The organism is Georgenia sp. X1117 (assembly GCF_057784635.1).
Genome location: NZ_CM173492.1, coordinates 410,504 through 434,147, shown reverse-complemented (window position 1 = coordinate 434,147; position 23,644 = coordinate 410,504). Strand labels below are relative to the sequence as shown.

Here is a 23,644-nt window from a genome sequence, read left to right as displayed (position 1 = left end):
ACGCCATGACCACCGGCGACGATCCTCGACCCCCGACGGTCCCCGACGGCATCCCCGAGCTCGACGAGTCCTCGTCGCTGCCCCGCGCGGAGCCCGCCGAGCTGCTCATCATCACGGGCATGTCCGGTGCGGGCCGCTCCCGCGCGGCCGCCGCCCTGGAGGACCTCAGCTGGTACGTCGTCGACAACCTCCCGCCGCGCCTGCTCGGGGCGCTGGCCGGGCTGGTCACCCCCGGGGCGGGCGTGCGCCGCCTCGGCGCCGTCGTCGACGTGCGCTCCGGCGCGTTCTTCTCCGAGCTCGTGGCGGTCCTCGGCGAGCTGCGCGAGCGCGGCACCGACTACCGGATCATGTTCCTCGACGCCGACGACGGCGAGCTCGTGCGCCGCTACGAGTCCGTGCGCCGGCCGCACCCGCTCCAGGGCGACGGGCGCCTGCTCGACGGCATCTCCGCCGAGCGGGCCCTCCTGCGCGACCTGCGCAGCCGGGCCGACATCCTCATCGACACCTCCGAGCTGTCGGTGCACGACCTCGCCCGCCGGGTGCGCGAGGAGATGGGCCAGGCGATCGACCGCCAGATCCGGCTCTCGATCACCTCCTTCGGCTTCAAGTACGGGCTCCCGCTCGACGCCGACCACATCGTCGACGTCCGCTTCCTCTCCAACCCCTACTGGGTCTCCGAGCTGCGCCACCTCACCGGCCGCGACGAGGCGGTCTCGACCTACGTGCTCGGCCAGCCCGACGCCGAGGAGTTCGTCGAGCGCTACGTCGACGCCCTGGCCCCCGTGCTGGACCGCTACCTCGACGAGCTCAAGCCCTTCGTCACCATCGGGGTGGGGTGCACCGGCGGCAAGCACCGGTCGGTGGCCGTCACCGAGCGGATGGCCCAGCTGTTCCGGGCGCGCGGGCAGCAGGTCCGGACCCTGCACCGCGACGTCGGGCGCGAGTGATGGGGGCACCCGTCCCGGGTCGGCCGGGCCTGCCCGTACCGTCCGGGGAGCAGCGTCGGGGTTCCCGCGGGGACGCGGTCGTCGCCCTCGGCGGCGGGCACGGCCTGTCCGCCACGCTCGCCGCCCTGCGCCACCTCACCTCCGAGGTCACCGCCATCGTCACGGTCGCCGACGACGGCGGCTCCTCGGGCCGCCTGCGCAGCGAGCTCGGGGTGCTGCCGCCGGGCGACCTGCGGATGGCCGTCTCCGCCCTGTGCGACGACGGCGAGTGGGGCCAGACCTGGCGCGACGTCCTCCAGCACCGGCTGCGCTCGGACGGGCCGCTGGACAACCACAGCGTGGGCAACATCCTCATCGTCGCGTTGTGGTCCATCCTCGGCGACGAGGTCCTCGGCCTGGAGTGGGTGGCGAGCCTGCTGGGGGTGCGGGGGCGCGTGGTGCCCATGTCGGCCGTCCCGCTGGACATCGAGGCCGACGTCGAGGACCCGGCCACCGGGGCCATCCGCGTGGTGCGCGGGCAGTCCCGCGTGGCCAAGGTCGCCGGGCGGGTGCGCTCGGTGCGGCTGCTGCCCGCCGACCCGCCCGCGCGGCCCGAGGGCGTCGCCGCGGTCCGCGCGGCGGACTGGGTCGTGCTCGGTCCGGGCTCCTGGTACACCTCGGTCGTGCCCCACCTGCTCGTGCCCGACCTCGCCGAGGCCCTGTGCACCACCTCCGCCCGCCGGGCGCTCGTGCTCAACCTCTCGCGGGACGACGCCGAGTCCGAGGGCATGTCCGTGGCCGACCACCTGCGCTCGCTGCGCGAGCACGCGCCGGACCTCACCCTCGACGTCGTCGTCGCCGACCCGCTCGCCGTCGACGACCTCGACGAGCTCCAGCAGGCCTCGGAGGCCCTCGGCGCGCACGCGATGCTGCGCCAGGTCCGCAGCGCCGGCCAGCCCTCCGTGCACGACCCGTTGCGGCTGGCCGCCGCCCTGCGCGACGCGATGGAGCGGGTCGAGGGGGACGTGGGGACCACGGGGCGCACGGGCGCCGAGGGGATGTGAAGATGGGGATCATGTCGCTCACCGCCGCCGTCAAGGACGAGCTCGCCCGCGTCGACGTGCCCAAGGCCTCCGCCCGGCGCGCCGAGCTCTCCACCATCCTGCGGTTCGCCGGCGGCCTGCACATCGTCAGCGGTCGGATCGTCCTCGAGGCCGAGCTCGACACCGCGATCGTCGCCCGGCGCCTGCGCACCGGCATCGACGAGCTCTTCGGCCTGCACGGCGACATCCTCGTCGTCTCGCCCGGCGGGCTGCGCCGCAGCACGCGCTACATCGTGCGGGTGGTCAAGGACGGGGAGGCCCTGGCCCGGCAGACCGGTCTGCTGGACAACCGCGGCCGGCCCGTGCGCGGGCTGCCCACCGCGGTGGTCGGCGCCGGCGCGGCCGAGGCCACCGCGGCCTGGCGGGGCGCCTTCCTCGTGCACGGCTCGCTGACCGAGCCGGGCCGCTCCTCCTCCCTGGAGATCACCTGCCCCGGCCCCGAGGCCGCGCTGGCGATCGTCGGCTGCGCGCGCCGCCTCGGCGTGCCGAGCAAGGCCCGCGAGGTGCGCGGCGTCGACCGGGTCGTCGTCCGCGACGGCGACGGCATCGCCGCGCTGCTCACCCGCATGGGCGCCCACGACGCGGTGCTGACCTGGGAGGAGCGGCGCACCCGCCGCGAGGTGCGCGGCACCGCCAACCGCCTGGCCAACTTCGACGACGCCAACCTGCGCCGCTCGGCCCGCGCCGCCGTCGCCGCCGGCGCCCGCGTGGAGCGTGCCTTCGAGATCCTCGGCGAGGACGTGCCCGAGCACCTCCAGGAGGCCGGCCGGCTGCGGATGGCCAACCGGCAGGCCTCCCTCGAGGAGCTCGGCGCCATGTCCGACCCGCCGATGACCAAGGACGCGGTCGCGGGCCGGATCCGGCGCCTGCTGGCCATGGCCGACCGCCGCGCCGAGGAGCTCGGCGTCTCCGACACCCAGGCGGTCATCCCGCCCGAGGACGACGACGCCTGAACCGACCGCCGGCCGGCGCCTCGCACGTCGGGGCGGCCCACGTCCGCGGTGCCCGCATCCCGGACGATCGTCCCCGCCGCGCGGTCCCGCGACGCACTAGGCTGGGAGGCGCGGTGAGAGAGCCGGCCGGGCGCGTCCCGGCGCACGGCCCGCTCACACCTGCCCGACCGACATGCGTGCACCACCGGTGCACCGAGGAGGAGAGAAACCACTGTGACCATCAAGGTTGGCATCAACGGCTTCGGCCGCATCGGACGCAACTTCACCCGCGCGCTGCTCCGGTCCGGGGCCGACATCCAGATCGTCGGCGTCAACGACCTCACGGACAACAAGACGCTCGCGCACCTCCTGAAGTACGACTCGATCTTCGGCGTCCTCGACCAGGAGGTCAGCTACGACGACGAGAACATCACCGTCGGCGACACCACCTTCCGCGCCGTCGCCGAGCCGGACCCGACCAAGCTCCCCTGGGGCGAGCTGGGCGCCGACATCGTCATCGAGTCCACCGGTCGCTTCACCGACGCGACCAAGGCCAAGGCCCACATCGAGGCCGGCGCCAAGAAGGTCATCATCTCCGCGCCCGGCAAGAACGAGGACGCCACCTTCGTCGTCGGCGTCAACCACACCGAGTACGACCCGGCGAACCACCACGTCGTCTCCAACGCGTCGTGCACCACGAACTGCCTCGCCCCGCTGGCCAAGGTCCTCGACGCCGAGTTCGGCATCGTGCGCGGCCTGATGACGACCATCCACGCCTACACCGCGGACCAGAACCTCCAGGACGGCCCGCACAAGGACCTGCGTCGCGCCCGCGCCGCGGCCCTGTCGATCATCCCGACCTCCACGGGTGCCGCCAAGGCCGTCTCGCTGGTGCTCCCGCAGCTCAAGGGCAAGCTCGACGGCTACGCCCTGCGCGTGCCGACGCCCACCGGCTCGGCCACCGACCTCACCTTCACCGCCGAGAAGCCGGTGACCGTGGAGTCCGTCAACGCCGCGCTCAAGGCCGCCGCCGAGTCCGACGAGCTCAAGGGCATCCTCCAGTACACCGAGGACCCGATCGTCTCCTCCGACATCGTCGGCAACCCGCACACCTCGATCTTCGACGCGGGCCTGACCAAGGTGATCGACGACCAGGTCAAGGTCGTCTCCTGGTACGACAACGAGTTCGGCTACTCGTCCTCGCTGGTCACCCTCGCCGGCTACATCGGCGAGCGTCTCTGACGCTGCCCGCACCGGCCTGACCGCGACGCCCGCCCACCGCGCCCAGCGCGCAGGGTGCGGGCGTCGCGGCCTGTCGGGCCGCGCCCACGAACCCCCTTCGACGCAACAGGAGCTCATCCGATGAAGACCATCGAGTCCCTCGGCGACCTGTCCGGCCGCCGGGTGCTCGTCCGCTCGGACTTCAACGTCCCGCTGGACGGCACCACCATCACCGACGACGGCCGCATCCGTGCCGCGCTGCCCACCCTGCAGCGCCTCATCACCGCCGGCGCGAAGGTCGTCGTCATGGCCCACCTCGGCCGCCCCAAGGGCGAGGTCAACCCCGAGTTCAGCCTCGCGCCCGTGGCCGCCCGCCTGGGCGAGCTGCTCGGCCTCGACGTCACGCTGGCCCCCGACGTCGTCGGCGAGGGTGCCCGTGCGGCCGTCGCGGCCCTGGGCGACGGCGAGGTCCTGCTCCTGGAGAACGTCCGCTTCGACCCGCGCGAGAGCGCGAAGGACGACACCGCCCGGCAGGCCATGGCGGCCGAGCTCGCCGAGCTCGCCGACGTCTTCGTCTCGGACGGCTTCGGCGTCGTCCACCGCAAGCAGGCCTCGGTCTACGACATCGCCCAGGTGCTCCCGGCCGCGGCCGGCGACCTGGTCGTCGGCGAGGTCCGTGCCCTCTCGCGGGCCACGAACGACCCCGAGCGCCCCTACGCGGTGGTGCTCGGCGGCTCGAAGGTCTCCGACAAGCTCGGCGTCATCGCTAACCTCATCGGCAAGGCCGACACGCTCCTCGTCGGCGGCGGCATGGCCTTCACCTTCCTCGCCGCCCAGGGCCACGAGGTGGGCAGCTCGCTGCTCGAGGAGGACCAGATCGACACGGTCCGCGGCTACCTCGCCCAGGCCGAGGAGAAGGGCGTGACGATCCTCCTGCCGACGGACGTCGTCGTGGCCCCGGAGTTCTCCGCCCAGGCACCCGCGACCACCGTCGCCGCGGACGCGATCCCGGCCGACCAGATGGGCCTGGACATCGGCACCGAGACCTCCGCGGCGTACGCCGCGGCGATCGCGCAGGCCCGTACCGTCGTCTGGAACGGCCCGATGGGCGTGTTCGAGATGGCGCCCTTCGCGGCCGGCACCCGGGCGGTCGCCCAGGCCCTGTCCGACGCCGAGGGGTACACCATCGTCGGCGGCGGGGACTCCGCTGCCGCCGTGCGCACCCTCGGCTTCGACGAGGCCACCTTCTCCCACATCTCCACCGGCGGCGGCGCCTCCCTCGAGCTCCTCGAGGGCAAGGAGCTGCCCGGCCTGAGCGTCCTGGAGGACCACGCATGAGCACCCGCACCCCGCTGATGGCGGGCAACTGGAAGATGAACCTCGACCACCACGAGGCCACGCACCTCGTGCAGAAGCTCGCGTGGACCCTCACCGACGCCAAGCACGACGCCGCGGAGGTCGAGGTCGTGGTCGTCCCGCCGTTCACTGACCTGCGCTCCGTGCAGACCCTCGTCGACGGCGACAAGCTCGACATCGCCTACGGCGCGCAGGACGTCTCCGAGCACGCCTCGGGCGCCTACACCGGCGAGATCTCGGCGGCCATGCTCGCCCGGCTCGGCGTCAGCCACGCGGTCGTCGGGCACTCCGAGCGCCGCGAGTACCACGGTGAGGACGACGCGCTGGTGGGCCGCAAGGCGGCCGCCGCGCTCGGCGCCGGGATCACGCCGATCATCTGCGTCGGCGAGGGCCTCGAGGTCCGTCAGGCCGGCGAGCACGTCGCCCACGTCACCGACCAGGTCACGGGCGTGTTCGCGGCGCTGGACGCCGATCAGGCCGCCCGGGTCGTCGTCGCCTACGAGCCGGTGTGGGCCATCGGCACCGGCGAGGTCGCCACGCCGGAGGACGCGCAGGAGGTGTGCGCCGCCGTGCGCGCCCGCCTGGCCGAGCTCTACTCCGCCGAGCTGGCCGACTCCGTGCGCGTCCTGTACGGCGGTTCGGTCAAGTCCGCCAACATCGCCGCGATCATGGCGGGCGAGGACGTCGACGGGGCGCTCGTCGGCGGCGCCAGCCTCAAGGCCGAGGAGTTCGCGGCCATCGTGCGCTACCAGCACCACGTCGGCTCCTGAGCCGACCGACGACGGGGGTGACCGCCACGCGGCGGTCACCCCCGTCGTCGTCCCCGGACCCGCCCGGCCCGCACAGGACGCTGGCGCGGCGGCGGTCGGGAACGCCCTCATCGCCTATCATCGACGTCGGTGCCCACCGGCGCCGTGCGCCGTCCCCCGAGGAGTTGTCCCACCGTGATCTGGCTCAAGGTGATCCTGAGCGTGCTGCTCGTCCTCACGAGCGTCCTGCTCGTCCTCACCGTGCTCATGCACAAGGGCCGCGGCGGCGGCCTGTCGGACATGTTCGGCGGCGGCCTCACCTCCTCGATCGGTTCCTCCGGCGTGGCCGAGCGCAACCTCAACCGCATCACTGTGGGCATCGCCCTGGTGTGGGGGCTGTGCGTCGTCATGCTCGGACTCATCATGAAGTTCGGAGACTGACATGTCCGGCGGCAGTGCGATCAGGGGCTCGCGCGTGGGCGCCGGCCCGATGGGGGAGATGGAGCGCGGGGACCTGGCCCCCCGCGTCCAGGTGTCGTACTGGTGCGCCCAGGGCCACGAGTCCCGGCCGGTGTTCGCCGTCGACGCCGAGGTCGTGCCCCCGCAGACCTGGGACTGCCCGCGCTGCGGCCTGCCCGCCGGCCAGGACCGGGACAACCCGCCCGAGGCGCCGCGCAACGAGCCCTACAAGACCCACCTCGCCTACGTGAAGGAACGCCGCAGCGACGACGACGGCGCCGCCCTCCTCGACGAGGCCCTCACCGCGCTGCGTGCCCGCCGCGGCACCGCCTGACGCGGCCGCGCCCGGCGGCGGCGGACGACCCGCCTGCACGACGAACGCCCCCGACCTCGGTCGGGGGCGTTCGTGGCGTCGGGGACCGGCCGGTGCGCGCAGGCGGCCGGCCGGTCGCCTCAGGGCCGGGCGTCCTGCAGGGCCTTCGTCACCGTGTCGAGGAGCTCGGTCCAGGAGTCCTTGAACTTCGCCACCCCCTCGGTCTCGAGCTGCGCGGTGACCTCGTCGATGTCGACGCCCAGGGCCGCCAGGGCGTCGAGGACCTCCTGCGACTCCTGCGCGCGCCCACGGACGGTGTCCCCGCCGATCTCGCCGTGGTCGCCGGTGGCCAGGAGCGTCTTCTCCGGCATCGTGTTGACCGTCTCGGGGGCGACGAGCTCCTCGACGTACATCGTGTCCCGGTAGGCGGGGTCCTTGACCCCGGTGGAGGCCCACAGCGGGCGCTGGACGTGCGCCCCGGCCCCGGCGAGGGCCTCGAAGCGGGGCGAGGCCACCGACTCCTCGAAGGCGGCGTAGGCCAGGCGGGCGTTGGCGATCGCGGTGCGGCCGCGCACGGCTGCCGCCTCGGTCGAGCCGATCGCGTCGAGGCGCTTGTCCACCTCGGCGTCGACGCGGGAGACGAAGAAGGAGGCCACGGAACGGATCGTCGACAGGTCGATGCCGGCCTCCCGGGCCCGCTCGAGGCCGTCGAGGTAGGCGCCGACGACGGCCCGGTAGCGGTCGAGGGAGAAGATGAGCGTGACGTTGACGCTGATGCCCTCGGCGATGGTGTCCGCGATCGCGGGCAGCCCCTCCGCGGTGGCGGGGATCTTGATCATCACGTTCGGCCGGTCCACCCGGGCCCATAGCTCGCGGGCCTGCGCGACGGTGGCGGCGGTGTCGTTCGCCAGTCGCGGGTCCACCTCGATGGACACGCGGCCGTCCTTCCCGCCGGTGGACTCGTACAGCCCGGCGAGCTGGTCGCAGGCGGCGCGCACGTCGTCGGTGGTGATGGTGGTGACGGCGGCCTCGACGTCGGTGCCCGCCCGGGCGAGCTCGGCGACCTGGGCGTCGTAGGCGGAGCCGGACGACAGGGCGCCGGCGAAGATCGTGGGGTTGGTCGTCACGCCGACGACGGCGTGCGAGTCGACCAGGTCGCGCAGGGAGCCGCCCTCGAGGCGGTCGCGGGACAGGTCGTCGAGCCACACGGACACGCCGTGGGCGGAGAGCTCGGTCAGGGCGGTGTTCTCGCTGGTCATCGTGTCCTCCGGTGGTGGGGTGCGAGACGGGCCGCGGACGGCGAACGCCGTCCGCGGCCCGTCGTCAGGTCGAGCGTGGATGAGGTCAGGCCGAGGCCGCCTCGATGGTCTCCTTCGCCGCGGCCACGACCGCGTCCGCGGTGATGCCGAGCTTCTCGAACATGACCGAGCCGGACGCCGAGGCGCCGTAGCCCTCGACGCTGACGGACCGGCCGGCGTCGCCGACGATGCCGCGCCAGGGCATGGCCAGGCCGGCCTCGACGCTCACGCGGGCACGGACCCCCGCGGGCAGGACCTCCTCGCGGTAGGCCTCGTCCTGCTCGGCGAACCACTCGACGCTGGGCATGGACACGACGCGCGCGCCGACGCCCTCGCCCTGCAGGGTCTCGCGGGCGGCCAGCGCAAGCTGGACCTCCGAGCCGGTGGCCACGAGCAGGACGTCGACCGTGCCGGTGGGGGAGTCGGCCAGGACGTAGCCGCCCCGCAGCGCGCCCTCGGCGTCGGCCAGACCGGTCTCGCCGCCGCGCGCCGGGTTGGGCAGGTTCTGCCGCGAGAGGACGAGGCCCGCGGGGCGGTCGGTGCGCTCGAGGATCCCGCGCCAGGCCACCGCGGTCTCGGCGGCGTCCGCCGGCCGCACGACGTCGAGGTCGGGGATCGCCCGCAGCGCCGTGAGGTGCTCGATCGGCTGGTGGGTCGGGCCGTCCTCGCCGACGCCGATGGAGTCGTGGGTCCACACGTAGATCGAGGGCGTGCCCATGATCGCGGCCACGCGCACGGCGCCGCGCATGTAGTCCGAGAAGACGAGGAACGTGCCGCCGTACGGGCGGGTGACGCTGGAGGCGGAGATGCCGTTGAGGATCGAGCCCATCGCGTGCTCGCGGATGCCGAAGTGCAGGGTGCGCCCATAGCGGTCGCCCGGGAACTTCTTCGAGGCGCGCTCGGCGGGCAGGAACGACGGCTCGCCGTCCATCGTCGTGTTGTTCGAGCCCGCGAGGTCGGCCGAGCCGCCCCACAGCTCGGGCAGGACGGGCGCGAGCGCGGTGAGGACCTGGCCCGACGCCTTCCGGGTCGAGACGTCCTTGCCGGCCTCGAACTGCGGCAGGGCGTCGGTCCAGCCCTCGGGGAGCTCCTTGGCCAGCAGGCGGTCGAGCAGGGCCGCGCGCTCGGGGGCGGCGGTGCGCCACGCCTCGTAACCCGTGGACCACTCGGCGCGCTCGGCGGCGGCGCGCTCGGCCAGGCGGGAGCGCGTGGCCTCGATGACCTCGTCCGCCACGGCGAAGTGCTCCTCGGGGTCGAAGCCGAGGACCTTCTTGGTGCCGGCGACCTCGTCCTCGCCGAGCGCGGCGCCGTGGGCGGTGCCGGTGCCCTGGAGGGTCGGGGCCGGCCAGCCGATGACGGTCTTCAGCGCGATGAACGAGGGACGGTCGGTCTCGGCCTTGGCCGCCTCGATCGCCGCGAGCAGGGCGTCGGCGTCCTCCTTGTAGCCCGTGCCGCCCTGGGTGAAGTCGACGACCTGCACGTGCCAGCCGTAGGCCTCGTACCGGGCGACGGTGTCCTCGGAGAAGGCGATCGAGGTGTCGTCCTCGATGGAGATCTCGTTGTCGTCCCAGAACACGATGAGGTTGCCGAGGTTCTGCGTGCCCGCGATCGAGCTCGCCTCGCCGGTGACGCCCTCCTGCATGTCGCCGTCGGAGGCGATGACGTAGACGTGGTGGTCGAACGGGGAGGTGCCGGCCGCGGCGTCGGGGTCGAACAGGCCCCGCTCGCGACGGGCGGCCATCGCCATCCCGACCGCGTTGGCCAGGCCCTGGCCGAGCGGACCGGTGGTCACCTCGACGCCGTCCGTGTGGTGGTACTCGGGGTGGCCGGGCGTCTTCGACCCCCAGGTGCGCAGCGCCTTGAGGTCGTCGAGCTCGAGGCCGAACCCCCCGAGGTAGAGCTGGACGTACTGGGTGAGGGAGGAGTGCCCGGCGGACAGGACGAACCGGTCGCGGCCGATCCAGCGGGGCTCGGCCGGGTCGTGGCGCAGCACCTTCTGGTAGAGGAGGTAGGCGAGCGGGGCGAGGGACATCGCGGTGCCGGGGTGGCCGTTGCCCTTCTTCTGCACGGCGTCCAGCGCGAGCAGGCGCGCGGTGTCCACCGCCTTGAGGTCGAGCTCGTCGAGCACCGGTGCGTTCTCGTTCACGGTTCCTCCAGTCGTTCGGTCGGGATCGCGCCCGGGGGCGCAGTCAACTCCCACGAGCCTAGTGGGGCCGGGAGCGCGTGGCACGGCGCGCCCGGAGAGCGGTCGACACCGGCGGGCAGGACGATAGGATGTCCTGAGCTCCGCCCGCCGTGCCCGACCTGCGCGCCGATGCCCGGGCCGAGCAGAGAGGTGGAGCGCGTGAGCGAGCGCGACCTGGCGTCGGACCCGCAGACCGGGTCCCACGACGAGCAGCACCCGACCGGTGGAGCCGGCGGCGAGGTTCCCGGCGGCGGAGCCGCGGGGGCGGAGACCGCCGGACCGCTGCACCCCGGCCGGCGCCGCTCGAGGCTGGCGGCGTACGTCGCGCTGACCAAGCCCCGCATCATCGAGCTCCTGCTCGTCACCACCCTGCCGACCATGGTGCTCGCCGCCGACGGCTGGCCCGGCTGGTGGAAGGTCGTCGTCGCGCTCGTGGGTGGTGCGATCGCCGCCGGCTCGGCCAACGCCTTCAACATGGTGCTCGACCGGGACATCGACGCCGTGATGAACCGGACCCGGGAGCGCCCGCTCGTCACCGGCGAGATCCGCCCCCGCAACGCCCTGATCTTCGCGTTCGCGCTCGGCGTCGTCTCGGTGGCCTGGTTCGCCGCGCTGGCCAACCTCGTGGCCTCGGCGCTCACGCTCGCCGCGATCCTGCTCTACGTCGTCTTCTACACGATGATCCTCAAGCGCCGCACGAGCCAGAACATCGTGTGGGGCGGGGTGGCCGGCTGCATGCCGGTGGTCATCGGCTGGTCGGTGGTCACCGGCGGCCTCGACTGGTCCGCCCTGGTGCTCTTCCTCATCGTCTTCTTCTGGACGCCGCCGCACTACTGGCCGCTGTCGATGAAGTTCACCAAGGACTACCAGCGCGCCGGCGTCCCCATGCTCGGCGCGGTGGCCGGCGCCCCCAAGGTCGCCACCCACGGCCTGGTCTACGCGGTGCTCACCGTGGCCACCTCGCTGGTCCTCGTGCCGGTGGCCGGCACCAGCTGGTTCTACACCGCCGCGGCGGTCCTCTCGGGCGCCTGGTTCCTCCACCAGTGCGTCAACCTGGTGCGTCGCTCGGACGACCCCAAGGCGGGGCGCCGGCAGGCCATGCGGGTCTTCCACGGCTCCATCACCTACCTCTCGGTGCTCTTCCTCGCCGTCGCGATCGACCCCTTCATCCCGTGAGCGACGGCCCGGACGCGCTGGACCGGGCCCTGGAGCAGTACCTCGCCCACGTCGGTGTCGAGCGGGGCCTGTCCGCCCACACGGTCGCCGCCTACCGGCGCGACCTCGGCCGCTACGTCGAGCACCTGCGTGCCCTGGGCCGCGTCACGGTCGCCGACGTCGGCGAGGAGGACGTGGCCGGCTACGCGGCCGTCCTGCGGGAGGGCTCCGACGGTGGACGGCCGCTGGCGGCCTCCTCCGCCGCCCGGGCGGTGACCGCCGTGCGCGGCTGGCACCGGTTCGCCCTGGAGGAGGGGATCGTCGGCGACGACGTCGCCGCCCGCGTGCGCCCGCCCGCCCAGGGGCGGCGCCTGCCCAAGGCCGTGCCGCTGGCCGACGTCGAGGCGCTCATCGCCGCCGCCGGCGCGGCCGAGGAACCGCTGGGGGTGCGCGATGCCGCGCTCGTGGAGGTGCTCTACGGCACCGGGGCCCGGATCTCGGAGGCCGTGGGCCTGGCCGTGGACGACGTCGACCTCGAGTCCCGCGCGGTGCGGCTGTTCGGCAAGGGCCGCAAGGAGCGGGTCGTCCCGCTCGGCGGCCCCGCGGCCGACGCCGTGGGCGCCTACCTCGTGCGCGGCCGCCCGGCGCTGGCCGCGAAGGGGCGCGGCACCGCGTCGCTGTTCCTCAACACCCTCGGCCGCCCGCTGTCGCGCCAGAGCGCCTGGGGGGTGCTGCGGGCCGCGGGCGAGCGCGCCGGGATCGACACCGAGCACCTCTCGCCGCACACCCTGCGCCACTCCTTCGCCACCCACCTCATGGCCGGCGGCGCCGACGTCCGCGTGGTCCAGGAGCTGCTCGGCCATGCGTCGGTGACGACCACGCAGATCTACACCCGGGTGACGATCCAGGCCCTGCGCGAGGTCTACGCGACCAGCCACCCGCGGGCGCTGGCGGCGCGGCGCACCTGAGAGTGCGGGCCCGCGCCGCCCGGGCCCGCCGCGGTGGCCCGGTGGCCGGGCCGCGGACCGGCTGGCACGGCGGCCGTGAAGTGGGCCACGATGGGGTGCACAGTCGTCGACCTCCGGAGGACACCATGACCGCCCACGTCCCGGCCACGCCCGCCTGGCAGGCACTGGCAGCGCACCACGACGAGGTCGGACAGGCGCACCTGCGGGACCTGTTCGCGGACGACCCCACGCGCGGGACCCGGCTGACCGCCCAGGTCGGGGACCTGTACGTGGACTACTCCAAGAACCGGGTGACCGACGAGACGCTGAGGCTGCTCGGCGACCTCGCCCGCGAGGTCGACCTGCCCGGCCGCACGGCGGCGATGTTCGCCGGCGAGCACATCAACGCCACCGAGGACCGGGCCGTGCTGCACACCGCCCTGCGGCTGCCGCGCGACGCCGAGCTCGTCGTCGACGGCCAGGACGTGGTGGCCGACGTGCACGAGGTCCTCGACCGGATGGCGGCCTTCGCCGAGAAGGTGCGCTCGGGGGAGTGGACCGGGTTCACCGGCAAGGCGATCTCGACGATCGTCAACATCGGCATCGGCGGCTCCGACCTGGGCCCGGCGATGGCGCACCGCGCCCTGGCCGCCCATGCCGACCCGCGCATCGACGTCCACTACGTCTCCAACATCGACGGCGACGACCTCGCCTCGGTCCTGCAGGACGTGCACCCCGAGGAGACGCTGTTCATCGTCGCCTCGAAGACCTTCGGCACCATCGAGACGCTGACCAACGCGCGCTCGGCGCGGACCTGGCTCGTCGACGTCCTCGGGGACGAGCGAGCCGTGGCCGACCACTTCGTGGCCGTGTCGACCGCGGCGGAGAAGGTCGCCGACTTCGGTATCGACACCGACAACATGTTCGGCTTCTGGGACTGGGTCGGCGGCCGGTACTCCTTCACCTCCGCCGTCGGGCTCTCGCTCATGATCTCCCTGGGGCCGGAGGCCTACCGTGAGCTGCTCGACGGCTTCCACACCGTCGACGAGCACTTCCGCACCGCGCCGCTGGACCAGAACGTGCCCGCGCTGCTGGCCATGATCAAGGTCTGGAACCGGAACCTGCTCGGCGCGAGCACCTCCGCCGTGCTGCCCTACGCGCAGGACCTGGGCCGGTTCGCGGCCTACCTCCAGCAGCTGGACATGGAGTCCAACGGCAAGCGCGTGAAGATGGACGGCTCACCGGTGGACACCGGCACCGGCCCGGTCGTGTGGGGCGAGCCGGGCACCAACGGCCAGCACGCCTTCTACCAGCTCATCCACCAGGGCACCGAGCTCGTCCCGGCCGACATGATCGGGTTCGTGCGCCCCACGCGCGAGGAGATCGCGCTCCACCACGACCTGCTCACGGCCAACCTGTGCGCCCAGTCGGAGGCCCTGGCCTTCGGCAAGACCGCCGAGGAGGTCCGGGCCGACGACGTGCCCGAGGCCCTCGTGCCGCACAAGACCTTCCCCGGCAACACGCCGACGACGACGATCCTCGCCCCGCGCCTGACCCCCTCGGTGCTCGGCCAGCTCGTCGCGCTCTACGAGCACGAGGTGTTCGTCCAGGGCGTGGTCTGGGGCATCAACTCCTTCGACCAGTGGGGCGTGGAGCTGGGCAAGGTGCTCGCCACGCGCATCGCCGCCGAGCTCGACGCCGAGGCCGACCCCGACCCGTCCGCGCACGACTCCTCGACCACCGAGCTCGTGCGCCGCTACCGCGCGGCACGCCGGGGGCAGGACCTCGACTAACCTTGACCCGATGAGCAGCGAGCAGCCGACCCTGGACGCGGCAGGCAGCGACCCGTCCGCGCCGATTGCCTGGGGCGACGAGGACTTCCCGGTGCCCCCGCCGCTGCCCGGCCACGGCCCCGCCCGTGTCATCGCCATGTGCAACCAGAAGGGCGGCGTCGGCAAGACGACGACGACGATCAACCTCGGTGCCGCGCTGGCCGAGTACGGCCGCAAGGTGCTCATCGTCGACTTCGACCCGCAGGGCGCGGCGTCGGCCGGGCTCGGCATCAACGCGAACGAGCTCGACCGGACCGTCTACCAGCTGATCATGGAGCGCCGCCCCGACGTGCGTTCGGCGATCCTGTCGAGCCCCGTGGTCGACCTCGACGTGCTGCCGGCCAACATCGACCTGTCCGCGGCCGAGGTCCAGCTGGTCGGCGAGGTCGCCCGGGAGCAGGCGCTGGCCCGCGTGCTGGCGCCGGTGCTCGACGAGTACGACGTCATCATCATCGACTGCCAGCCCTCGCTCGGCCTGCTCACGGTCAACGCCCTGACCGCCGCCCACGGGGTCCTCATCCCGCTCGAGGCCGAGTTCTTCGCGCTGCGCGGCGTCGCCCTGCTGGTGGAGACCATCGAGAAGGTCACCGACCGGCTCAACCCGCGCCTGCGCATCGACGGGATCCTGGCCACGATGGTCGACCTGCGCACGCTCCACTCGCGCGAGGTCCTCGACCGGGTCCGTGAGGCCTTCGGCGACAAGGTCTTCCGCACCGTCATCTCCCGCACCGTGAAGTTCCCCGACGCCTCGGTCGCCGCGGAGCCGATCACGAGCTACGCCCCCACCCACCCGGGGGCGGACGCCTACCGGCGCCTGGCCCGCGAGCTCGTCGCCCGCGGCGATGCAGCCTGAGAGCGAGCAGGTCGCAGCCAGCACCGCGGCGGACGGGACCGCGGCGGCGGGCGGCGCCGGCGCTGACGGGGCCGCGACGGCGGGCGGCGCCGGCGAGCTCGGCTTCTCGGTGGTGCTGGACAACTTCTCCGGCCCTTTCGACCTGCTCCTCTCGCTCATCGCCAAGCACCGCCTCGACGTCACCGAGGTCGCGCTCGCGCGGGTGACCGACGAGTTCATCGCCTACCTCGCGGCCGCCGAGATCTGGGACCTGGACGAGGCCAGCGAGTTCGTCGTCGTGGCGGCCACCCTCCTCGATCTCAAGGCCGCCCGGCTGCTGCCCCGCGGCGAGGTCGAGGACGCCGAGGACCTCGCGCTGCTCGAGGCCCGCGACCTGCTGTTCGCCCGGTTGCTGCAGTACCGCGCCTACAAGAACGTCTCGGAGGACCTGGCGGAGGCATGGGAGCGCGGGGCCCGCTCGTGGGCGCGCTCGGTGCCGCTCGAGCCGCACCTGGCGGCGCTGCTGCCCGAGCTCGTGTGGTCGGTCGGCCCGCACGACCTGGCCCGGCTCGCAGCCGGCGCCCTGGCCGGGAGGCCCGCACCGCCCGGCGTCGGCGTCGACCACCTGCACGACCCGCTGGTGCCCGTGCCGGGTCAGGCGGCGATCCTCGTCGACCGCCTGCGGGCCGGGCGCACGGTGACCTTCCGCGGGCTCGTCGCCGACGCCGCGACGACCGGCCACGTCGTCTCCCGCTTCCTCGCCCTGCTCGAGCTCTTCCGGCAGGGCGCCGTCGCCTTCGAGCAGGCCGAGGCCCTCGCGGAGCTGACCGTGCGCTGGACCGGGCCCGAGCAGGGCGACGTCGTCGTCGGCGACCCCACGCTGGCCGACGCCGACGCCGACGCCGACGCCGATGTCGCTAGCGAGGACGACGCCGACGGCACGCAGGACGAGGACGGAAGGAGCCAGGGGTGAGCGGGACCGAGCAGACCGATCAGGCCGGCACGCAGGACACCCTCGAGGAGGTGCACGCCCGGCCCGGCCGGGACGAGCTGCATGCCGCCATCGAGGGCGTGCTGATGATCGTCGACGACCCGGTCGGCGCGAGCGACCTCGCCGGCGTCCTCGGCGTGCCCACCCCCGTGGTCGTCGAGGCGCTCGAGGAGCTCGCGGCGGAGTACCGCGGCGAGGGGGGCACGCGGCGTCGCGGCTTCGAGCTGCGCGAGGTCGGCGGCGGCTGGCGCGTCTACTCCTCGCCGGCGGTGGCCGACGTCGTCGGGCGCTTCGTCGTCGACGGGCAGACCGCCCGCCTCACCCAGGCCTCCTTGGAAACCCTCGCCGTCATCGCCTACCGCCAGCCCGTCACCCGCGGGCGGGTGGCGGCCGTACGCGGGGTCAACGTCGACGGCGTCGTGCGCACCCTCCTCGCCCGCGGCCTCGTGGAGGAGGCCGGCCAGGACGGCGAGGGCGGCGCCATGACCTTCCGCACCACCACCGCCTTCCTCGAGCGCATGGGCCTGTCCTCCCTGGACGAGCTCCCGCCGCTCGCCCCCTACCTGCCCGACCTCGACGCCGACCTCGGCCTCGACCCGACCGACGGAGCGACATGACCGACCCCCACGACCCCGAGGGCGTCCGACTGCAGAAGGTGCTCGCCGGCGCCGGCGTGGCCTCCCGCCGCGCCTCGGAGAACCTCATCACCGCCGGGCGGGTGACCGTCGACGGCCAGGTGGTCCGCGAGCTGGGCACCCGGGTCGACCCCACGACGGCCGTCATCCACGTCGACGGCGCACGCGTGCAGCTCGACGACACCCTGCTCACCCTCGCGCTCAACAAGCCGCGCGGGGTGCTCTCCACGATGGACGACCCCGACGGCCGGCCCTCCCTGGCGCAGTACGTCGAGGGGCGCTCCGAGCGCCTGTTCCACGTGGGGCGGCTCGACGCCGACTCGGAGGGGCTGCTCCTGCTGTCCAACGACGGCGAGCTCGCCCACCGGCTCATGCACCCCTCCTACGAGGTGCCCAAGACCTACCTGGCCACCGTCGAGGGCCGACTGTCCAAGGCCGTATCGAACCAGCTGCGCGAGGGCCTCGAGCTCGAGGACGGGTTCGTGCGGCCCGAGGAGGTGACGGTCAAGGACACCGCCCCCGACGCCACGCTCGTCGAGGTCGTCCTGCACGAGGGGCGCAACCACATCGTGCGGCGCATGTTCGAGCAGGTCGGGCACCCGGTCACCCGGCTGCTGCGCACCCGGATCGGCTCGATCGCGCTCGGCGACCTGCGACCGGGCCGCACCCGGGTCATCGCCGGCCCCGAGCTCGGGGCGCTCATGGCCTCGGTCGGCCTGTAGCCGCAGCCGACCGACGACGACGGGTCGGTCACGTCTTGCGTAAGTTACTTACCCGGTTAGTATGTTTGCGTGACCTCGGACCACGTGCGGCGCATCGTCGCCGGCTTCCACGACCACGCGACCATGGACCCGGACGGCTCGTTGCTGGACCGCACCGGTCTCAGCGCGGACGATCTCGCCGAGATCACCGACCTCATGCGGGCGCTGCAGGTGTGGAAGGCCGAGGATGCGAGCCAGAGCAGGGCGTCCGCCGAGTACATGGCCCTCGCGGAGCGGGACATGCGGGCCCTGCGCTTCATCATGGGCGGCAACCGGGTCGGCGAGCCCGTCACGCCCGCGATGGTGGCCGACTACCTCGGCCTGACCAGCGCCGCGGTGACGAAGCTGCTCGACCGGCTCCAGGCCGGGGGGCACGTCGAGCGTCACCCGCACCCCAGCGACCGGCGGGGCGTCGTGCTCACCGTGACCCCGGCGACCCGGGAGAACGCGCGTGAGCACGTCGGCGTCGCGCACGCCCGCCGCTTCCGAGCGGCCGCGCGGCTGACCTCGGCCGAGCGCCGCACGGTCACGCGCTTCCTCGAGGACCTGGCTGCCGGTCCGGAGGCGGACGTGCCCGGTGCGACGCGAGGTGCCACATGACGGGGACGACGCAGCTGGCGAGCACGCCGGCGGACGAGGAGCTCGTCGATCTCCGGCTGGGCGAGGTCGTCGACGACCTGCGACGACGGGCCGTGCGGCACGACGCCGGCTTCCGCGAGACGGGCGACGCCCTCGTCGACGTCGTGATCGGCGGGAAGAAGGTGCGCCCGGCGCTCCTGCTCGCCGCCTTCCGCGGACTGACCGGCGACGAGCGGGACCCGGCCGTGGCGATCGAGGTGGCCTGCGCGATCGAGCTGCTGCACGCCGCGTTCCTCGTCCACGACGACGTCATCGACCACGACCTGGTGCGCCGCGGCGCGCCGAACGTCGGCGGCCACGCCGTCGAGCGCGCCACCCGGCTCGGGGCGGGTGCCCCGGCCGCCGAGGGCTTCGGAGCGGCCGCCGGCATCATCGTCGGCGACCTGCTCCTCAGCGCGGCGCTCTCCCTCGTCGGTGCGTGCGAGGCACCGGCCACGACACGGTGCCGCATCGTCCGTCTTGTCGAGGACACGATCGTCGCCACCGCGGCCGGCGAGCACGCCGACGCCTGGTCCGGCCTGCGGCTGCACGACGTCGGGCCGGACGAGGCGCTGCGCACGGTCGAGCTGAAGACTGCCCGATACTCCTTCCAGGCCCCCCTCGAGGCGGCCGCGGTCCTCGCCGACGCGGATCCCGCAAGGTCCGCGGCGCTCGCCGAGATCGGCCGGGGCCTCGGCATCGCCTACCAGCTGCGCGACGACGTGCTGGGCGTCTTCGGGTCGCCGGGCACCACGGGGAAGTCCGTCGTTGGCGACCTGAGGGAGGGCAAACAGACCCTGCTCGTCGCCCTCGCCCGGACCTCGCCGGCATGGGACGCGGTCGCGCCGCTGTTCGGCGACCCGGGCCTGACGGAGGACGGCGCGCGACGCCTGCGCGACGTCCTGCGCACCACCGGTGCGCTCGCGCGCGTCGAGCAGTCGATCGACGCCCGGTGCACGGCCGTCCGCGCACACGTCACCGAGGCCGACCTGCCGCCCGCGCTCGAGGCGTTCCTCCTCGACCTGGCACTGCGCTGCACGGAGCGCGACTCATGACCGCCCTGCGCCGTGAGACGAGTCTCGCGGTCACACAGCCCGAGGACGACACCTACCTACGCGCCTCGGAGAAGGCGTCCCGGGTCGTGCTCCGCGCGTACTCGACCTCCTTCGGCCACGCCACGACACTCCTCGCGAGGGAGATGCGCCCGCACGTGGTCAATGTCTACGGCCTCGTCCGCGTCGCCGACGAGATCGTCGACGGCCCGGCGCGCCGCCTGCGCGTCGAGGTCCGGCGGGAACTGCTCGACCGCCTCGAGGACGACGTGCGCCGGGCGCGCTCGCTCGGCTACAGCGCCAACCCCCTCGTGCAGAGCTTCACCCGGACCGCGGACCTCGTCGGCATCGACGAGGAGCTGACCGCGCCGTTCTTCGCCTCCATGCGCGACGACCTCACGCGCTCGCGCTGGACCGCCGAGGAGCTGGCGAGCTACATCTACGGCTCCGCGGAGGTCGTCGGCCTCATGTGCCTGCGGGTCTTCCTCGCCGAGCTCGACGTCGACCGTGCCCGGCGCGCACGCCTCGAGCACGGCGCCCGCCGGCTGGGCGCCGCGTTCCAGACGGTCAACTTCCTGCGCGACCTGGGGGAGGACCACCGCCGACTGGGACGCTCGTACCTCCCGACGGCGCCGGACGGAGTGATCACCGAGGCGGCCAAGGCCGCGATCACCGCGTCGGTACGAGACGACCTGACCACGGCGGAGGCCACGCTCGGCGAGCTCCCTGACGGCGCACGCCCCGCCGTGACCGCCGCCCTCCGACTGTTCGAGGAGCTGACCCGACGGCTCGAGCACACCCCGGCGGCGACCCTGCCCGAGGTGCGTGTACGGGTCCCGAACATCGTCAAGGTGCGCATCCTCGCCCGGGCGCTGCGCGAGGGGAGGCGGTCCGCATGAAGACGTCCGAGGCGACCGACCGGAGACTGCGCGTGGCCGTGGTCGGCGGCGGGATCAGCGGGCTGGCGAGCGCCGCCCTGCTCGCCCGCGACGGGCACGAGGTCACCGTACTCGAACGCCACGACCGGCTCGGCGGTCGGGCGCGACGGTGGACGAGCGAGGGCTTCACCTTCGACACGGGTCCGTCCTGGTACCTCATGCCCGAGGTCTACGAGCACTTCTTCGCGCTCATGGGAACCACCGTGGCGCAGCAGTACGGACTTGACCGGCTGGACCCGGCCTACCGCGTCGTGTTCGAGCCGGTGGCCGGGCAGATCCCGGACGACCTGCTGGTCCGTTCGGACCGGTCCGCGACGATCGCCCTGTTCGAGGGCATCGAGCCCGGCGCCGGTCGACGGATCGCCCGCTACCTCGACTCGGCGGCCGCCACCTACGCCACCGCGACCGGCTCGTTCCTCTACAACCCGTTCCGGGACGTCCGCTCCCTGCTCCAGGGCCCGGTGCTCCGCAGGCTGCCCGCCCTTGCCGGGCTGCTGGCCACCTCCCTGCACCGGCGCTCGGGCACGGCCGTGCGCGACCCGCGGCTGCGGCGCGTGCTCGACTACCCCGCGGTGCTCCTCGGTGCCTCGCCGTTCTCGGCGCCCGCGATGTACCACCTCATGAGCCACCTCGACCTGGTCGAAGGGGTCTGGTACCCGCACGGCGGTTTCGCCGCCGTCGTCGACGCGATCGAGTCCCTGGCCCGCGCCCACGGCGTCACCGTCCGCACGGGAACCGAGGTCACCGGCATCGACGTCGCCGGCGGTCGGGCGCGCGGCGTCCGGTGGCGGCCGGCCGCCACCCCGGGGACCGCGCCGCACCGGATCGACGCCGACCTCGTCGTCGCCACCGGCGACCTGCACCACACCGAGACTGCGCTGCTCCCACCCCACGCGCGCGATCGCTCGGCGCGGCACTGGCGTCGGCTCGACCCGGGGCCGGGCGCCGTCCTCGTCATGCTCGGCGTGCGGGGCCCGCTGCCGCAGCTCGAGCACCACACGCTGGTGCTCGCGGACCGCTGGCGGGAGAACTTCGAGCAGATCTTCGGCGCGGACCCCCGCGTGCCGACGACGCCGTCCCTGTACGTGAGCCGCACGAGCGCGAGCGACCCCACGGTGGCGCCGGCCGGCCACGAGGCCCTCTTCGTCCTCGTGCCCGTGCCGGCCCGGCCGGCGATCGGCTCGGGCGGCACGGGTGGCGTCGGTGCGGAGCAGGTCGAGCGGGTCGCCGACCTGGCGATCGAACAGATCGCGAGCTGGGCCGGGATCCCCGACCTCGCCGAGCGAATCGTCCTGCGGCGCACCGTGGGACCGGCCGACTTCGCCAGGGACTTCTCCGCCTTCCGCGGCGGCGCGCTCGGGCCGGCCCACACGCTGTCGCAGAGCGCGTTCCTCCGCGGGCGCACGGCGTCGCGGCGCACCGCGGGGCTGGTCGTCGCGGGCGCGACGACGGTGCCCGGCATCGGCGTCCCCATGTGCCTCATCAGCGCCGAGCTCGTGCTCAAGCACGTGCGCGGCGACCGCACCGCCGGCCCGCTGCCCGAGCCCGCCGCCCGGCCCGGGTCGCCCACCCGGTCCGGGTCGGCCGCGGCGACGCTCGGGGCGGCCGCCGGCGCGGTCCCGGCCGGGAGCGCCCCGACCCGGCCGATCGGCCCGCCGGACCCCGGGGGAGAGAGATGAGCTGGGCCTACCTCACCGCCCTCGTGGTCTCGACGATCGGCATGGGCACGATCGACGCCCGCCACCGGCTCTTCCTGTGGCGAGCCCCGGTCCGGGCGGCCCTCGTCGTGCTGTGCGGGCTGGTCTACCTCCTCGCGTGGGACGCGGCGGGCATCGCGCTGGGCCTGTTCCGGCACCTGGATTCCTCCTTCGCGACCGGCCTGCTCGTCGCTCCCCAACTGCCGATCGAGGAGATCGTCTTCCTCGTCTTCCTCTCGTACCTGACGATGGTGCTCCTCACGGGCGCCGGCAGGCTCTGGGGAGCACGCGGCAGGCGTGGAGCCGACGCAGGATCCGCGACCTCCACGACGGGACGGGACGGGGGAGACCCGTGACGTACCTCCTGCTGTGCGCGATCTTCCTGCCCGGCGCGGCGCTCGTCCTCGCCGTCGGGCTGTGGCGCTCGGGCCGGGCCGGACGGCTCCTGCGCGCCTGGGCGGTCCCCGCGCTCGCGACGGCAGCGGCGCTCGCCCTGCTCACCGCGGTGTTCGACAACCTCATGGTCGCTGCCGGGCTGTTCGACTACGACTGGTCCGGCCTCACCGGCCTGCGGGTGGGCCGGATCCCGGTCGAGGACTTCGCCTACCCCCTCGGTGCCCTGCTGCTTCTCCCGGGCGTGTGGCTCCTGCTCGCCCCACGCCGGCCGCCGCCGGGCTCGGACCGCCGACCGAGGACCTCGGCCCGGCGGGGTGCGGCCGACCGACCGGGGCAGGGGGAGGCGCAGTGACCGACGTTCCCGCCACCCGTCCGGCCGGTGCCCGGCCCCTCCTGGTGGCGTTGTTCCTCGCCTCGCGACCGATCAGCTGGATCAACACCGCCTACCCCTTCGCGGCCGCGTACCTGCTCACCGTGGGCACGGTCGACCTCGCCCTCGTCGTCGGCACGGTCTTCTTCCTCGTCCCCTACAACCTCATGCTCTACGGCGTCAACGACGTCTTCGACCACGCCTCCGACCTCCGCAACCCGCGCAAGGGCGGCGTGCAGGGAGCCCTGGTCGCGCCCGACCAGCATCGCGCGGTGCTGGTGGCGGCCGGTGCCTGCGTCCTCCCGTTCGCCGTGGTGCTCGTCGCGCTCGGCGGCCCCGGCTCGTGGGTCGTCCTCGGACTCGTCCTGCTCGCCGCGGCCGCCTACTCGGTGCCAGGCCTGCGGCTGAAGGAGGTGCCGTTCCTCGACTCCATGACCTCGAGCGCCCACTTCACGGGGCCCGCCGTGTACGGCGTCGCGCTGGCCGACCAGGGAATCTCCCGTGCCACCGCGCTCGTGCTCGCGGCGTTCTTCCTCTGGGGCATGGCGAGCCACGCGTTCGGCGCGGTGCAGGACATCGTGCCCGACCGCGCCGCCGGGCTGTCGTCGATCGCCACCGTGCTCGGCGCCCGGCGCACGGTCCGCGCGGCGCTGCTGGCGTGGACGGCTTCCGGTGCGCTCGTGCTCGCGCTGCCCTGGCCCGGTCCGCTCGCGGCGCTCGTGGTGGTGCCCTACCTGCTCGCGGCGGCGCCCTTCGTCAACCTCTCGGACCCCGACTCCGCCCGGAGCACCCGGGGCTGGACGCACTTCCTCGTCATCAACTACGTCTGCGGCTTCGCCATCACGATGCTGCTCATCCTCGCTCGCCCGTGAAGGAGA

At 73.8% G+C, this 23,644-nt stretch carries 24 protein-coding genes; 22 read left to right on the top strand and 2 right to left on the bottom strand.

What is annotated here, in order from left to right:
* Positions 1-5: 5 nt before the first annotated feature.
* The 8 genes from rapZ to AC3D3D_RS01910 all read left to right on the top strand — a co-directional run bounded on the left by rapZ (position 6) and on the right by AC3D3D_RS01910 (position 7,080).
* Positions 6-947, top strand: a complete 942-nt coding sequence (gene rapZ, locus AC3D3D_RS01945; RefSeq protein WP_463662193.1) for an RNase adapter RapZ — start codon at positions 6-8, stop codon at positions 945-947.
* Positions 947-1,990 (top strand): gluconeogenesis factor YvcK family protein, encoded by a 1,044-nt coding sequence (locus AC3D3D_RS01940; RefSeq protein ID WP_463662192.1) that lies wholly within the window; start codon positions 947-949, stop codon positions 1,988-1,990. The genes rapZ and AC3D3D_RS01940 overlap by 1 nt, the downstream gene beginning before the upstream one ends.
* 11 nt (positions 1,991-2,001) lie before the next feature.
* Entirely contained in the window at positions 2,002-2,982 is a 981-nt protein-coding gene (gene whiA, locus AC3D3D_RS01935; RefSeq protein ID WP_463662191.1) for a DNA-binding protein WhiA, read from the top strand.
* Between the two features lie 213 nt (positions 2,983-3,195).
* Entirely contained in the window at positions 3,196-4,203 is a 1,008-nt protein-coding gene (gap, locus tag AC3D3D_RS01930) for a type I glyceraldehyde-3-phosphate dehydrogenase (protein ID WP_463662190.1), read from the top strand.
* A 120-nt stretch (positions 4,204-4,323) separates the two neighbouring features.
* The gene (locus AC3D3D_RS01925) at positions 4,324-5,520 is read left to right on the top strand and encodes a phosphoglycerate kinase (RefSeq protein WP_463662189.1); all 1,197 of its coding nucleotides are present in this window, start codon (positions 4,324-4,326) and stop codon (positions 5,518-5,520) included.
* Positions 5,517-6,308: a triose-phosphate isomerase gene (gene tpiA, locus AC3D3D_RS01920; RefSeq protein ID WP_463662188.1), complete on the top strand. Its 792-nt coding sequence runs from the start codon at positions 5,517-5,519 to the stop codon at positions 6,306-6,308. Before AC3D3D_RS01925 ends, tpiA begins: the two co-directional genes overlap by 4 nt.
* Positions 6,309-6,482: 174 nt before the next feature.
* The gene (secG, locus tag AC3D3D_RS01915; RefSeq protein WP_463662187.1) at positions 6,483-6,728 is read left to right on the top strand and encodes a preprotein translocase subunit SecG; all 246 of its coding nucleotides are present in this window, start codon (positions 6,483-6,485) and stop codon (positions 6,726-6,728) included.
* 1 nt (position 6,729) lies between these two features.
* Entirely contained in the window at positions 6,730-7,080 is a 351-nt protein-coding gene (locus tag AC3D3D_RS01910) for an RNA polymerase-binding protein RbpA (protein ID WP_463662186.1), read from the top strand.
* Between the two features lie 119 nt (positions 7,081-7,199).
* Here AC3D3D_RS01910 and tal read toward each other — a convergent pair whose 3' ends face one another.
* Positions 7,200-8,318, bottom strand: coding sequence for a transaldolase (tal, locus tag AC3D3D_RS01905; RefSeq protein WP_463662185.1), 1,119 nt, complete (start codon positions 8,316-8,318; stop codon positions 7,200-7,202).
* An 85-nt stretch (positions 8,319-8,403) separates the two neighbouring features.
* Positions 8,404-10,503 (bottom strand): transketolase, encoded by a 2,100-nt coding sequence (tkt, locus tag AC3D3D_RS01900; RefSeq protein WP_463662184.1) that lies wholly within the window; start codon positions 10,501-10,503, stop codon positions 8,404-8,406.
* A gap of 198 nt (positions 10,504-10,701) precedes the next feature.
* On the opposite strand from tkt, the gene AC3D3D_RS01895 reads away from it, so the two are divergent.
* The 14 genes from AC3D3D_RS01895 (at position 10,702) to AC3D3D_RS01830 (ending at position 23,638) form a co-directional block, all read left to right on the top strand.
* Positions 10,702-11,718 (top strand): heme o synthase, encoded by a 1,017-nt coding sequence (locus tag AC3D3D_RS01895; protein ID WP_463662183.1) that lies wholly within the window; start codon positions 10,702-10,704, stop codon positions 11,716-11,718.
* Positions 11,715-12,665 (top strand): site-specific tyrosine recombinase XerD, encoded by a 951-nt coding sequence (locus AC3D3D_RS01890; protein WP_463662182.1) that lies wholly within the window; start codon positions 11,715-11,717, stop codon positions 12,663-12,665. The genes AC3D3D_RS01895 and AC3D3D_RS01890 overlap by 4 nt, the downstream gene beginning before the upstream one ends.
* A 125-nt stretch (positions 12,666-12,790) precedes the next feature.
* On the top strand, positions 12,791-14,437 hold the full coding sequence (pgi, locus tag AC3D3D_RS01885) for a glucose-6-phosphate isomerase (RefSeq protein WP_463662181.1): 1,647 nt from the start codon (positions 12,791-12,793) through the stop codon (positions 14,435-14,437).
* A 10-nt stretch (positions 14,438-14,447) separates the two neighbouring features.
* On the top strand, positions 14,448-15,329 hold the full coding sequence (locus tag AC3D3D_RS01880) for a ParA family protein (protein ID WP_463662180.1): 882 nt from the start codon (positions 14,448-14,450) through the stop codon (positions 15,327-15,329).
* Entirely contained in the window at positions 15,319-16,281 is a 963-nt protein-coding gene (locus AC3D3D_RS01875) for a segregation and condensation protein A (protein ID WP_463662179.1), read from the top strand. Before AC3D3D_RS01880 ends, AC3D3D_RS01875 begins: the two co-directional genes overlap by 11 nt.
* The gene (scpB, locus tag AC3D3D_RS01870) at positions 16,278-16,916 is read left to right on the top strand and encodes an SMC-Scp complex subunit ScpB (protein WP_463662178.1); all 639 of its coding nucleotides are present in this window, start codon (positions 16,278-16,280) and stop codon (positions 16,914-16,916) included. The genes AC3D3D_RS01875 and scpB overlap by 4 nt, the downstream gene beginning before the upstream one ends.
* Positions 16,913-17,656 carry a pseudouridine synthase gene (locus tag AC3D3D_RS01865; RefSeq protein ID WP_463662177.1) on the top strand — a complete coding sequence of 248 codons (744 nt, stop codon included), beginning with the start codon at positions 16,913-16,915 and terminating at the stop codon, positions 17,654-17,656. Before scpB ends, AC3D3D_RS01865 begins: the two co-directional genes overlap by 4 nt.
* A gap of 69 nt (positions 17,657-17,725) precedes the next feature.
* Positions 17,726-18,295, top strand: a complete 570-nt coding sequence (locus AC3D3D_RS01860; protein ID WP_463662176.1) for a MarR family winged helix-turn-helix transcriptional regulator — start codon at positions 17,726-17,728, stop codon at positions 18,293-18,295.
* On the top strand, positions 18,292-19,368 hold the full coding sequence (locus AC3D3D_RS01855) for a polyprenyl synthetase family protein (RefSeq protein ID WP_463662175.1): 1,077 nt from the start codon (positions 18,292-18,294) through the stop codon (positions 19,366-19,368). Before AC3D3D_RS01860 ends, AC3D3D_RS01855 begins: the two co-directional genes overlap by 4 nt.
* On the top strand, positions 19,365-20,264 hold the full coding sequence (locus tag AC3D3D_RS01850; RefSeq protein ID WP_463662174.1) for a phytoene/squalene synthase family protein: 900 nt from the start codon (positions 19,365-19,367) through the stop codon (positions 20,262-20,264). The genes AC3D3D_RS01855 and AC3D3D_RS01850 overlap by 4 nt, the downstream gene beginning before the upstream one ends.
* A complete protein-coding gene (crtI, locus tag AC3D3D_RS01845; protein WP_463662173.1) occupies positions 20,261-21,982 on the top strand; it encodes a phytoene desaturase family protein in 1,722 nt (573 codons plus the stop codon). The genes AC3D3D_RS01850 and crtI overlap by 4 nt, the downstream gene beginning before the upstream one ends.
* Positions 21,979-22,356, top strand: a complete 378-nt coding sequence (locus AC3D3D_RS01840) for a lycopene cyclase domain-containing protein (protein ID WP_463662172.1) — start codon at positions 21,979-21,981, stop codon at positions 22,354-22,356. Before crtI ends, AC3D3D_RS01840 begins: the two co-directional genes overlap by 4 nt.
* Positions 22,353-22,748 carry a lycopene cyclase domain-containing protein gene (locus AC3D3D_RS01835; RefSeq protein ID WP_463662171.1) on the top strand — a complete coding sequence of 132 codons (396 nt, stop codon included), beginning with the start codon at positions 22,353-22,355 and terminating at the stop codon, positions 22,746-22,748. Before AC3D3D_RS01840 ends, AC3D3D_RS01835 begins: the two co-directional genes overlap by 4 nt.
* Entirely contained in the window at positions 22,745-23,638 is an 894-nt protein-coding gene (locus AC3D3D_RS01830) for a prenyltransferase (RefSeq protein WP_463662170.1), read from the top strand. The genes AC3D3D_RS01835 and AC3D3D_RS01830 overlap by 4 nt, the downstream gene beginning before the upstream one ends.
* Positions 23,639-23,644 lie beyond the last annotated feature (6 nt).